Genomic DNA, 12,397 nt, shown 5'->3' with positions numbered 1-12,397 from the left:
CCCGGACGCCGCCTCCGTCGGGGAGCGTCCGCGGCGTCGGCCGCGGAACGGGACGACCGAGTCGCCGGAGACGCCACAGGAGCGGGGTGCCGGCCCCGGCAGGGCACGTGGGGGACACTGGAGCCATGTCCGCCACCCGCGAGGAGCATCCCGAGGACCTCCGCGTCCTCGAGGCCTTCGCCGACCACCTCCAGCTCGAGCGCGGCCGCTCCGAGCACACCGTGCGCGCGTACCGGCGCGAGGCGGCGGATCTCCTCGCCCATCTGCGAGAGGTCGAGCGGATCGACCTCGCGGGTATCGACATCATGGCGCTGCGCTCCTGGCTCTCCGCCCGCGCGGAGACCGGGGCGAGCCCCTCGACGCTCGCCCGCTCCGCCGCCGCCGCACGCACCTTCTGCACCTGGCTCGCCGCCTCGGGACGGACTCCCCACGACGTCGGCTCCCGCCTCCGCGCCCCGCAGCGGGGCCGGCACCTGCCCACGGTGCTCTCCGCCCAGCAGGCCGGGCACCTGCTCGACGACACCGAGCATCCCGAGCCCTCCGGGCGCGTCCAGCCCCGCGAGCATTCCGGGCACTCCGAGCGCGGAGAGGCGACGGAGACCCCGGAGACCGCGGACCCGACGGAGCGGGCGCTCGCGCTGCGCGACGCCGCCGTGCTCGAGCTCCTCTACTCCTCCGGACTGCGCGTCTCGGAGCTCGTGGCGCTGGATCTGCGCGGCATCGACCGCGATCGCGGCACGGTGCGCGTCCGCGGCAAGGGGGACAAGGAGCGGGTGGTGCCCGTCGGGCGGCCCGCGCTCGCGGCGATCGCCCTCTGGGAGCAGGAGGGCCGCCCCGTGCTCGCGGCCGGACCGGGCCGATCGGGGGAGGCGCTCTTCCTCGGCGCCCGGGGGGCACGGCTCGGGGATCGCGCCGTGCGCACGATCGTGGACCGCTCCGCGAGGGCTGCCGGGATCGACAAGCGGATCAGCCCGCACACGCTCCGCCACAGCGCTGCCACGCATCTGGTGGAGGGCGGTGCGGACCTGCGCAGCGTCCAGGACTTCCTGGGCCACTCCTCCCTGCAGACCACGCAGATCTACACGCACGTCAGCGCCGAGCGGCTCCGGCGCACCGTCGAGCAGGCCCACCCCCGGGCGTGATCCGGGGCCGATCGCGTGCCCCGGGCGGAGTGGGCGCCGGCCGCACGAGGAGCGGGCGTCGGCAGCGGTGCCGTGTCAGTCCGCGGTCGCCGCGCGGCCACCAGCGCGCACCGACGACCCTCCCGGAACAGGGGCCACCCGTGACGACGAGGGCCCGGCGGTGGCGAGCGCATCCCCGCTGAGCAGGGGAGCGGGCCCCGCCCCGGCGCCGCCCGAGCCGACCCCGTCCCAGCGCACGAGCACGCTCGGCCCGCGCATCCCGAGCAGGAGCAGCGGGTCGAGGTACTCCTCCCCGCGTCGCGCCCCGAGGTGCAGGCAGGTCGACGGGGCGCAGTGCGACAGTGCACCGTCGACCGCCCCGATCGTCCCGAGCGTCGACCCCGCCCCCACCGGGTCCCCGGCGGAGACCGTCGCCGCCACGGGCTCGTAGGTGGACAGCAGCCCGTCGGCATGGCGCACCGAGACCACGCCCCGTCCGGCGACCTTCCCCGCGAAGTGCACGGTGCCCGCCTCCACGGCATGGACCTCGGCCCCTGCCGGGACGCCGACGTCGATACCGCGGTGGCCGCTTCCGTAGCGGTGCTCCGGGGCCTCGAAGGCGCGCAGCACGGGGTGCGGAGGGGCGGCGGGCCAGCGCCACCGGTCCGACCCCTCCGCGCCGGCCCCGGGCTCGGGGAGCGCGAGGAGGGTGAGCGCGACGAGCACGACCACCACGAGGAGCCGCCGCAGCACAGGCGGGGGCGCCGGGCGGGGGAGAGGCCGGAGGGGCGGCATCGGCGGGTGCGGGGAGGGCAGGCGTGACCGGGGCATGCCGCCATCGAAGCGGGCCGGGGCGCATCGCGGTCCCCGGGGAGCCCGGCGGTGGACGGTGCGCGCCGGGGGAGGAGAGACCGGCCGTCCCTCCCCGGGGCATGCGCATCCACCGCCGCCACGTGACGCAGGACGCGCCATGCGGTGCCTCGGCGTCGGATAGACTGCTCCCAGCATCCGGTCCGTCCGGATGACTTCGCGTGCCCACCAGGGTCCGCCGGCCGACGGTCCTCGATCGTCCTCGGAGCCGCTGATCCCCGGATCGGTGACCGGGGCGGGACGAGGCGGCCGGTGACCCGGGCACCAGGCCCCGCACCACCCGGTCGCGGGGAACAACCGAGAATGCAGGTCCTGCGCGAGGACCACGGATGCCCCGACAGGTACGCCGTGCGAGCCCAGGGCCAGAAGAGGACACCGATCATGGCAGTCGTCACCATGCGCCAGCTCCTGGAGAGCGGCGTGCACTTCGGGCACCAGACCCGTCGTTGGAACCCCAAGATGCGCCGCTTCATCTTCACGGAGCGCAACGGCATCTACATCGTCGACCTCATGCAGACCCTGTCGTACATCGACAAGGCCTACGAGTTCGTGCGCCAGACCGTCGCCCACGGCGGCACCGTGCTGTTCGTCGGCACCAAGAAGCAGGCCCAGGAGTCCATCCAGGAGCAGGCCACCCGCGTGGGCATGCCCTACGTGAACCAGCGCTGGCTGGGCGGCATGCTCACCAACCTGCAGACCGTCTCCCAGCGGGTCAACCGCCTCAAGGAGCTCGAGCAGATCGACTTCGACGATGTGGCCTCCTCCGGCCGCACCAAGAAGGAGCTGCTGATGATGCGCCGCGAGAAGGAGAAGCTCGAGAAGACCCTCGGCGGCATCCGCGACATGGGCAAGGCGCCGAGCGCCGTGTGGGTCGTGGACACCAACAAGGAGCACCTGGCCGTCGACGAGGCGCAGAAGCTCAACATCCCCGTCGTCGCGATCCTGGACACCAACTGCGATCCCGACGAGGTCGCGTACCCGATCCCGGGCAACGACGACGCGATCCGCTCCGTCACCCTGCTGACCCGCGTCATCGCCGATGCCGTGGCCGCCGGCCTGCAGGAGCGTCACGCGAAGTCCACCGGCGGCGAGAAGAACGTCTCCGCCGTCGACGCCGAGCCGCTGGCCGAGTGGGAGCGCGAGCTCCTGGCCCAGTCCGAGGTCCAGCAGCAGGATGCCCCGGCCGAGAAGTCGGTCGAGGCCGAGGCGCCCGCCGCCGAGACCGCGGAGGCCCCGGCCGCCGAGGCCCCGGCCGCGGAGGCCGCCGAGTCCACCGAGGCTCCCGCCGCCGAGTGACCCGGCGGGGACGGGGACGCCGCCCGGCGCCCCCGTCCCCCTCCGGGCGCTCCGCCCGGCCCCTCCCCTCACCACGCACCTCCCACCAGGAAGAGGACCATGGCTAACTACACGGCAGCCGACATCAAGGAGATCCGCGAGTCCACCGGCGCGGGCATGCTCGACGTCAAGAAGGCTCTGGACGAGGCCGATGGCGACAAGGCCAAGGCCGTCGAGCTCATCCGCATCAAGGGTCTCAAGGGCATCGCCAAGCGCGAGGGCCGCACCGCCTCCGAGGGCCTCATCGCCGTCGACGTGCGCGACACCGAGGGTGGCCAGACCGGCACCCTCGTCGAGATCAACTCCGAGACCGACTTCGTGGCGAAGAACGACAAGTTCGTCGCCCTCGGCGACGAGGCCGTGGCCGCCGCCGTCGAGTCCGGCGCCTCCGAGCCGGCCGAGCTGGCGGAGACCCCCTTCGGCGAGGCGCTCACCAACGCCGGCGCCACGATGGGCGAGAAGATCGAGGTGCGCCGCATCGGCCGCGTCTCCGGCGAGGCCGTCTCCTCGTACATGCACCGCACGAACAAGGACCTGCCCCCGCAGGTCGGCGTCCTCGTCGCGACCGACAAGGCCGGCGCCGAGGTGGCGCGCGACGTGGCGATGCACATCGCCGCGTACTCCCCGACCTACCTCACGCGCGACGAGGTCCCCGCGGACGTCGTCGAGAACGAGCGTCGCATCGCCCAGGAGACCGCCGAGAACGAGGGCAAGCCCGAGAAGGCGATCCCCAAGATCGTCGAGGGTCGCCTCAACGGCTACTACAAGGAGAACGTCCTGCTCGACCAGGCGTTCGCCAAGGACCCGAAGCAGACGGTCGGCAAGGTCGTCGAGGCCGTCGGCGGCACCGTCACCGGTTTCGTCCGCTTCCGCGTCGGCAGCTGACACCCAGCATCACCCGGCGCGCGTGAGCGTGCCCACCCGCGAGCGGCCCCGCACCATCGGTGCGGGGCCGCTCCGGTATCCTCGCCCAGGACCCAGTGCGCGCGGAAGGATCGTCATGACCCAGACCATCACCTCCACCCTCCCCGTCCTCCCGAGGAAGCAGGGGGGACGCCGCGTCCTCCTCAAGCTCTCCGGCGAGGCGTTCGGCGGCGGGAAGGTCGGCGTCGATCCCGACGTCATCTCCAGGATCGCAGCAGAGATCGCCGAGGGCGTCGCCCAGGGCGTCGAGTGCGCGATCGTCGTCGGCGGCGGGAACTTCTTCCGCGGCGCCGAGCTCTCCCAGCGCGGCATGGACCGCCAGCGCGCCGACTACATGGGCATGCTCGGCACCGTCATGAACTGCCTCGCGCTCCAGGACTTCCTCGAGCAGAAGGGCGTCACCACGCGCGTCCAGACCGCCATCACGATGGGCCAGGTCGCGGAGCCCTACCTGCCGCTGCGCGCCGTGCGCCACCTCGAGAAGGGCCGCGTCGTCATCTTCGGCGCCGGGGCCGGCATGCCCTACTTCTCCACCGACACCGTCGCCGTGCAGCGTGCGCTCGAGATCGGCTGCCAGGAGGTGCTGATGGCGAAGAACGGCGTCGACGGCGTCTACACCGCGGATCCGCGCACCGACCCGAGCGCGACCAAGCTCTCCGCCATCACCTACAACGAGGCCCTGCAGAAGGGTCTCAAGGTCGTCGACGCCACCGCCTTCAGCCTGTGCATGGACAACAGCCAGCCGATGATGGTGTTCGGCCTGGACGCCCCCGGCAACATCACCCGGGCCATGCTCGGCGAGCGCATCGGCACGGTCGTCACCGGCGACTGACCCCGCGTTCCCGGCTTCCCACCGGGTCGTCCCCGCGCGCACCGGCGCATGCGGGACAATGGACCTGATCCACGAGCAGATTCTGAGCAGAACGAGGACACAACGACATGAGCGACGACATCCCCGGCATCCTCAAGGACGCCGAGTCCAAGATGAGCAAGTCCATCGAGGTGACCAAGGACGAGTTCACCGCGATCCGCACCGGGCGGGCGACGGCCGCCATGTTCCAGGGCATCGACGTCGAGTACTACGGCGCGCCGACGCCGCTGAACCAGCTCGCCTCCCTGCAGTTCCCCGAGGCGCGCACCGTCATCGTCACCCCGTACGACAAGACCGCCACGACCGCGGTGGAGACGGCGCTGCGCGAGTCCGATCTCGGCGTGAATCCCACGAACAACGGTGACAACCTCCGCGTCGTCCTGCCCGCCCTCACCGAGGAGCGCCGCCGCGACTACATCAAGCTCGCGAAGAACAAGGCGGAGGACGGCCGTGTCGCCATCCGCGGCTCGCGCGGCAACGCGAAGAAGGCCATCGAGAAGCTGGTCAAGGACAAGGAGATCGGCGAGGACGAGGGCACGCGCGCCGAGAAGGAGCTCGAGGCGCTGACCAAGAAGCACATCGAGCAGATCGACGAGGCGCTCGCCGCCAAGGAGACGGAGCTCGCGACGGTCTGACCGTCCTCCTGCGATGACTGCGACCGCTGAGCCCGCGGGCCGACCGGCCGCCCCGATGACCCTCGGGGCGGCCGTCGCCGTGCCCGGCGAGGGGAGCGGCGGGGGAGCGGTGAGCGAGGAGGCGCCGAAGCGGCGCGGACCGGGACGCAACCTCCCGGCCGCGATCGCCGTCGGCCTCGTGCTCGTCGCCGTCGTGCTCGTGAGCCTCTTCGTCGTCCCGCAAGCCTTCCCGGTGCTCGTCGGGATCGCGATGGTCCTCGCGGGGCTCGAGCTCGTGCGCGCGCTCGGCGAGGGCGGCCTGCGGGTCCCGCCGGTGCCCCTGCTCGTGGGGATCGCCGGGATCGTCGTCTCGACCGTGGTGCTCGGACCGGAGGGGCTGCTCATCGCGACGGCCGCGGCGGTCTGCGTGATCATCCTGTGGCGCGTCACGGAGTCCATGGGGCTCTCCGCGCTGCGGGACGTCACCGGCGGCGTGTTCGCCCTCGCCTGGGTCGCCTTCCTCGGCTCCTTCATCCTCCTGCTCCACGACCGCGAGGACGGGGCGGTCCTCGTCCTGCTCGCGATCTTCGTCCCTGTCGGCAACGACGTGGGCGGCTACATCTCCGGCGTGCTCTTCGGCTCGCACCCCATGGCGCCGAGCATCAGCCCCAAGAAGAGCTGGGAGGGGTTCGCGGGCTCCCTCGTGCTCGGCACAGGCATCGCGATCGGCATCTCCGTCCTCGCCCTGGACCTCGACTGGTGGATCGGCGCCGTGCTCGGCGTGGTCCTCGTCGTGATCTCTACCTGCGGCGACCTCGCCGAGTCCCTGCTCAAGCGAGACCTGGGCATCAAGGACATGGGCCACCTGCTCCCCGGCCACGGCGGCGTGCTGGACCGCATCGACTCGATCCTCCTCGCCGCTCCCACCACGTTCATCCTGCTGGAGGTCCTCCTGCCATGACCAGTCCGTCCTCCGCCGCCCCCGGCGGCAACCCGGACCTCTCCCGCGAGGCCGTCCCCGGCCAGGCGATCGCGCTCGCGCCGGGGCAGCTGCAGCTGCGCCCCACGCGCCGCGGCAAGCCGCCGGCCCACCTCGCGGACCTCACCCTCGCCGAGCGCGTCGAGGCGGTGAAGGAGATGGGTCTCCCGGGCTTCCGGGCCAAGCAGCTCTCCGTGCACTACTTCGAGCACTTCACGACCGACCCCGAGGACCTCACGGACATCCCCAAGGACCTCCGCGAGCGCCTCGTGGAGCGCTTCTTCCCGACGCTGTTGGAGCCGGTCTCCCGGCAGTCCGCGGATCACGGAGCGACCCAGAAGTTCCTGTGGAAGCTGTTCGACGGCTCCCTCGTGGAGTCCGTGCTCATGCGCTACAGCGACCGGGTCACGCTGTGCATCTCCTCCGAGGCCGGCTGCGGCATGAACTGCCCCTTCTGCGCGACGGGGCAGATGGGCCTGACCCGCAACCTCTCCGCCGCGGAGATCCTCGAGCAGGTCCGGGTGGCGAACAGGCTGCTCGCGAGCGGCGAGCTGCCGGGCGGCCCGGGCCGCGTCTCGAACATCGTCTTCATGGGCATGGGGGAGCCGCTCGCGAACTACCGCCCCGTCGCGACCACCTGCAAGCGGCTGAACGCGCCCGCGCCGGAGGGCTTCGGCATCGGCGCCCGCCACATCACCGTCTCCACCGTCGGCCTCGCGCCGGCCGTGCGGAAGCTGATCAAGGAGGAGATCCCGGTGACCCTCGCCGTCTCCCTCCACGCCCCGGACGACGAGCTGCGCAACGAGCTCGTCCCGATCAACACGCGCTTCGACGTCGACGAGATCCTCGACGCGGCCTTCGAGTACTTCGAGGCGACCGGCCGGCGGGTGAGCATCGAGTACGCCCTCATCCGGGACATCAACGACCAGGCGCACCGGGCCCAGCTGCTCGCGGACCGCCTGATCGCGCACGGCGGCGCCCACTGGATCCACGTGAACCCGATCCCGCTGAACCCCGTGAAGGGGTCCAAGTGGACGGCCTCGGACCCGCGGGACGAGAAGCGCTTCGTGGAGATCCTGCGGGAGAACGGGATCTCGGCGACGATCCGCGACACCCGCGGCAGCGACATCGACGGCGCCTGCGGCCAGCTCGCCGCCGAGGTCATCGAGACCGACGAGCACCGCGCGGACCGCGAGGCCCGCGTCGCCCGCGTCGAGGCCGTCGCCTCCCAGGCGGAGTGACCGCCGCGCCGCCTCCCAGGCGGCCCCCGGCCCCGCCGCTACAGTGGGGCACCGACAGCACCGAGGAAGGACCCATCTGGTGAGCACATCGTTCGAGCGCGTCTCGCGGTTCAGCGTCGGGTACGACATGCACGAGGTCGACGAGTTCCTGGCCCGTGCCCGCACCGCCTACGAGGGCCGCGAGGCCGGCTTCGACGGGGCGGACATCACCTCCGCGAGCTTCGGCACCGAGCGCGGCGGCTACGACATGCGCGTCGTCGACGAGGCGCTGGACCGTCTCTCCGACGCCTTCGCCCTGCAGGCCCGTGACGATGCGATCGCGGAGAAGGGCGAGGAGTCCTGGATCGCGGAGCTCACCGAGCGCGCGGAGGTCCTCAAGGAGCGCCTCGAGCGTCCCGCCGGGGAGCGCTTCGCCCCGGGGGCCGACGGCGAGGCCGCGTACGACCGGGCCGACGTCGACGCCCTCTGCGACCAGCTCGTCGCGTACTTCACCGAGGGGCACCCGATGAGCGTGGACGACGTGCGCCGCGCCGCCTTCCGTCGGCGCCGCGGCGGTGACGGCTACCGCGAGGCCGTCGTCGACGTGTACCTCGACCACGTCGCGGACGTGATGGCCTCCGTGCCGTGACCTCCGCCCCGTCACGCCGGCTCGTCCTGCTCGGCTCGACCGGCTCGATCGGCACGCAGACCCTCGATGTCGTCTCCCGCTACCCGGGCACGGCCCGCGTCCACGGCCTCGCCGTTGGCGGCTCCCGCCCGGAGCTTGTGGCCGAGCAGGTCCTCGCGCACCGCCCGGAGCGGGTCGTCGTCGCCGATGCCGCACAGCTCGACGCGGTCGCCGCGGCCGTGACCTCCGCGTGCACCGCGGAGGGGATCCCCGCCCCGCACCTGGACGCCGGGCAGGAGCAGGTGACCGCCCTCGCGGGCGCGCTCGGCGACGGGGACGTGGTCCTCAACGCCGTGACCGGCTCGGTGGGCCTGCTGCCCACCCTCGCCGCGCTCGACTCCGGCGCACGGCTCGCCCTCGCGAACAAGGAGTCGCTTGTCGTGGGCGGCCCCCTCGTCACGCGCGCCGCGGCCCCCGGGCAGATCCTCCCCGTGGACTCCGAGCACACCGCGATCGCGCAGGCCCTCGCGGGCGTGCGACCCGACCAGGTGGGCCGGCTCGTCGTCACCGCCTCCGGCGGCCCCTTCCGCGGCCGCACGCGGGCCGAGCTCGCCGACGTCACCCCCGATCAGGCGCTCGCCCATCCCACCTGGGCGATGGGGCGCGTGATCACCACGAACTCCGCGACACTCGTGAACAAGGCGCTCGAGGTGATCGAGGCCTGCTTCCTCTTCGACCTGCCCGAGGACCGCGTCGACGTCGTCGTGCACCCGCAGTCGATCGTGCACTCCATGGCGACGCTCGTGGACGGCTCGACGATCGCGCAGGCGAGCCCGCCGGACATGCGCCACGCGATCGGCTGGGCCCTCGCGCATCCCGAGAAGCTGCCCGGCCTCGCGGCGCCGCTCGACTTCACGGCGGCGCAGTCCTGGACCTTCGAGCCGGTGGACGAGGAGACCTTCCCGGCGATCCGCCTCGCCCGCGGCGCCCACCGCGAGGGCGGCGGTGCGATGGCCGTGCTGAACGCCGCCAACGAGGAGGCCGTCGACGCCTTCTTCGAGGGTCGGCTCGGCTTCCTCGGCATCGTCGACCTGGTCGCGGAGGTCCTCTCCCGCCCCGACCGCCCCCGTGCCGATCTCGCGGGCGGCGCCGCCGCGCTGCTCGAGGTCGAGGCCTGGGCCCGCCGTGCCGCGCAGGAGCAGATCGCGCTCGCGGGGTCCGCCTCGTGAGCGTCCTGCTCTTCGTGCTGGGCATCGTGCTGGTCGCCCTCGGTCTCGGGGTGTCGATCGCGCTCCACGAGCTCGGGCACCTCCTGCCCGCCAAGCGCTTCGGCGTCAAGGTCACGCAGTACATGATCGGCTTCGGCCCCACGGTCCGCTCCTGGCGCCGCGGGGAGACCGAGTACGGCCTCAAGGCGATCCCGCTCGGCGGCTACATCCGCATGATCGGCATGTACCCGCCGCACAAGGGGGAGCCCGAGGGCACCGTCCGCGAGGACTCCACCGGCATGTTCCAGCAGCTCGCGGACGATGCGAAGGAGTACGAGTCCTCCCAGTACGGGCCGGAGGACGCGCACCGCACCTTCGTCGCCCTCAGCGTGCCCCGCAAGCTCGTGGTGATGCTCGGCGGGCCGGTCATGAACCTGCTCATCGCGACCATGCTCATGACGGTCCTCGCCTGCGGGATCGGCATGCCGGAGGTCACGCCCCGGGTGCAGTCGGTCTCGCAGTGCGTGCTGCCGGCGGACGCCGCGGCCGACGCCTCCTGCGCCGGCGAGCAGGAGGCCCCGGCGATGGCCGCAGGCATCCGCCCCGGGGACGAGATCCTCCGGATCGACGGCGCCGAGATCTCCACCTGGGACGACGTCACCACCGCGGTGCGCGCCGCGGGCGGCCGCGAGATCGACGTGGTCGTCGAGCGGGACGGGGAGCGCCTGGACCTCACGGCGACCCCGATCCTCGACGACCGCCCCGTCTACGCGGCGGACGGGAGCGCGGAGACCGACGAGAACGGTGAGTACGTCACCGAGGAGGTCGGCTTCCTCGGGGTCTCCGGCACCCCGGCGCTCGTGCGCCAGTCCCCGCTCGAGGTGCCGGGCATGGTGGGCAGCGCCTTCGTCGGCACGGCGAAGGTCGTCGTGACCCTCCCGGTGCGCCTGTACGACGTGGCCGTCGCTGCCTTCGGCTCCGGGGAGCGGGATCCGAACGGCCCCGTCGGTGTCGTGGGCGTCTCCCGTCTCGCGGGGGAGATCGTCGCGGCCGACGAGCCGGGCTTCGCCCTCCAGCAGAAGGTCGCGTCGCTGATCTCGATGCTGGCCTCGCTGAACATGGCCCTGTTCGTGTTCAACCTGGTGCCGTTGCTGCCCCTGGACGGCGGGCACGTGCTGGGCGCGCTCATCGAGGGCGTGCGCCGTGCGTTCGCCCGGCTGCGCGGCCGTCCGGACCCGGGCCCCGTGGACATGTCGCGGATGCTGCCGCTCACCAACGCGGTCGCCCTGCTGTTCATCGGGATGACGGTGCTGCTGATCTACGCGGACGTCGTCAACCCGATCACGCTGTTCTGAGGCGGGGCCGACGCGATGTCGGCTGTGCGCGGGGCCACGCGGGGCGTGGGGGAGTGGTGGAGGTGTCGCACCTCGCCTCCCCCTCGGGGCGCGGTGGGGCGATAATGGAGCGGTGACTTCCGTGAGCCTCGGCATCCCCTCCGTCAAGACGCCCCCGCCGGTCCTCGCCCCCCGGCGGAGGACCCGCAAGGTCAAGCTGGGCGACATCTTCGTGGGCGGCGACGCGCCGATCACGGTGCAGTCGATGACGACGACCCCCACCCACGACATCAACGCGACGCTCCAGCAGATCGCGGAGCTGACCGCCGCGGGCTGCGACATCGTCCGCGTCGCGTGCCCCCGGCAGGAGGACGCCGACGCGCTCGTCGCGATCGCCGCGAAGTCCCCGATCCCCGTGATCGCGGACATCCACTTCCAGCCCAAGTACGTCTTCGCCGCGATCGAGGCGGGCTGCGCGGGGGTCCGCGTGAACCCCGGCAACATCCGTCGCTTCGACGACCAGATCAAGGACATCGCGAAGGCCGCGAAGGACCACGGCACGGCCCTGCGGATCGGCGTGAACGCCGGCTCGATCGACCCCCGCATGATGAAGGGCGACCGGGTCACCCCGGAGGCGCTCGTGGCCTCCGCGAAGTGGGAGGCCTCGCTGTTCGAGGAGCACGACTTCCACGACTTCGGCATCTCCGTGAAGCACAACGACCCGGTGATCATGGTCGAGGCCTACCGGCAGCTCTCCGCGGAGGGCGACTGGCCGCTCCACCTCGGTGTCACCGAGGCCGGCCCCGCCTTCCAGGGCACCATCAAGTCCTCCGTCGCCTTCGGCATCCTGCTCGGCGAGGGCATCGGCGACACGATCCGCGTGTCCCTCTCCGCCCCGCCGGTGGAGGAGGTCAAGGTCGGCAACCAGATCCTGCAGTCGCTGAACCTCAAGCCGCGCAAGCTCGACATCGTCTCCTGCCCCTCCTGCGGCCGCGCCCAGGTCGACGTGTACACGCTGGCCGAGGAGGTCACCGAGGGCCTCAAGCACCTCGAGGTCCCGCTGCGCGTCGCCGTCATGGGCTGCGTCGTCAACGGGCCGGGCGAGGCGCGCGAGGCGGATCTCGGCGTCGCGTCCGGCAACGGCAAGGGCCAGATCTTCGTCAAGGGAGAGGTCATCAAGACCGTGCCGGAGGCGGAGATCGTCGAGACCCTGCTCGCAGAGGCGAACCGCATCGCCGCCGAGATGGGCGAGGGCGCCGAGGGCGCGCCGTCCGTCTCCGTGAGCTGAGGTCA

12 protein-coding genes are annotated in these 12,397 nt (G+C 72.5%); 11 read left to right on the top strand and 1 reads right to left on the bottom strand.

What is annotated here, in order from left to right; translation table 11 throughout:
* Positions 1–125 precede the first annotated feature (125 nt).
* Entirely contained in the window at positions 126–1,142 is a 1,017-nt protein-coding gene (locus C1N80_RS13725) for a tyrosine recombinase XerC (RefSeq protein ID WP_137771287.1), read from the top strand.
* 75 nt (positions 1,143–1,217) lie between these two features.
* On the opposite strand, the gene C1N80_RS13720 is transcribed toward C1N80_RS13725, so the two are convergent.
* Complete coding sequence (locus C1N80_RS13720) at positions 1,218–1,952, bottom strand: murein hydrolase activator EnvC (RefSeq protein ID WP_137771286.1); 735 nt, start codon at positions 1,950–1,952, stop codon at positions 1,218–1,220.
* Between the two features lie 420 nt (positions 1,953–2,372).
* Here C1N80_RS13720 and rpsB point away from each other — a divergent pair, with 420 nt between their 5' ends.
* The 10 genes from rpsB to ispG all read left to right on the top strand — a co-directional run bounded on the left by rpsB (position 2,373) and on the right by ispG (position 12,392).
* Complete coding sequence (gene rpsB / locus C1N80_RS13715) at positions 2,373–3,287, top strand: 30S ribosomal protein S2 (RefSeq protein ID WP_137771285.1); 915 nt, start codon at positions 2,373–2,375, stop codon at positions 3,285–3,287.
* A gap of 99 nt (positions 3,288–3,386) precedes the next feature.
* Positions 3,387–4,211, top strand: coding sequence for a translation elongation factor Ts (gene tsf, locus C1N80_RS13710; protein ID WP_137771284.1), 825 nt, complete (start codon positions 3,387–3,389; stop codon positions 4,209–4,211).
* Positions 4,212–4,326: 115 nt separating this feature from the next.
* Positions 4,327–5,082, top strand: a complete 756-nt coding sequence (pyrH, locus tag C1N80_RS13705) for a UMP kinase (protein ID WP_137771283.1) — start codon at positions 4,327–4,329, stop codon at positions 5,080–5,082.
* 107 nt (positions 5,083–5,189) lie between these two features.
* On the top strand, positions 5,190–5,756 hold the full coding sequence (frr, locus tag C1N80_RS13700) for a ribosome recycling factor (RefSeq protein WP_137771282.1): 567 nt from the start codon (positions 5,190–5,192) through the stop codon (positions 5,754–5,756).
* A 13-nt stretch (positions 5,757–5,769) separates the two neighbouring features.
* Positions 5,770–6,696, top strand: coding sequence for a phosphatidate cytidylyltransferase (locus C1N80_RS13695; RefSeq protein ID WP_168198118.1), 927 nt, complete (start codon positions 5,770–5,772; stop codon positions 6,694–6,696).
* On the top strand, positions 6,693–7,955 hold the full coding sequence (gene rlmN, locus C1N80_RS13690) for a 23S rRNA (adenine(2503)-C(2))-methyltransferase RlmN (protein ID WP_137771281.1): 1,263 nt from the start codon (positions 6,693–6,695) through the stop codon (positions 7,953–7,955). Before C1N80_RS13695 ends, rlmN begins: the two co-directional genes overlap by 4 nt.
* Before the next feature lie 79 nt (positions 7,956–8,034).
* A complete protein-coding gene (locus tag C1N80_RS13685) occupies positions 8,035–8,583 on the top strand; it encodes a DivIVA domain-containing protein (protein ID WP_137771280.1) in 549 nt (182 codons plus the stop codon).
* Entirely contained in the window at positions 8,580–9,791 is a 1,212-nt protein-coding gene (gene dxr, locus C1N80_RS13680; RefSeq protein WP_137771279.1) for a 1-deoxy-D-xylulose-5-phosphate reductoisomerase, read from the top strand. Before C1N80_RS13685 ends, dxr begins: the two co-directional genes overlap by 4 nt.
* Entirely contained in the window at positions 9,788–11,125 is a 1,338-nt protein-coding gene (locus tag C1N80_RS13675) for an RIP metalloprotease (RefSeq protein ID WP_137771278.1), read from the top strand. The genes dxr and C1N80_RS13675 overlap by 4 nt, the downstream gene beginning before the upstream one ends.
* Positions 11,126–11,237: 112 nt before the next feature.
* Positions 11,238–12,392: a flavodoxin-dependent (E)-4-hydroxy-3-methylbut-2-enyl-diphosphate synthase gene (gene ispG, locus C1N80_RS13670; RefSeq protein ID WP_137771277.1), complete on the top strand. Its 1,155-nt coding sequence runs from the start codon at positions 11,238–11,240 to the stop codon at positions 12,390–12,392.
* The last annotated feature ends 5 nt before the right edge of the window (positions 12,393–12,397 follow it).

Source organism: Brachybacterium sp. SGAir0954 (assembly GCF_005490785.1).
GTDB classification, from domain to species: domain Bacteria; phylum Actinomycetota; class Actinomycetes; order Actinomycetales; family Dermabacteraceae; genus Brachybacterium; species Brachybacterium rhamnosum.
The sequence above is the reverse complement of the archived record's forward strand: the minus strand, read 5'-3'. Positions and strand labels throughout refer to the sequence as shown.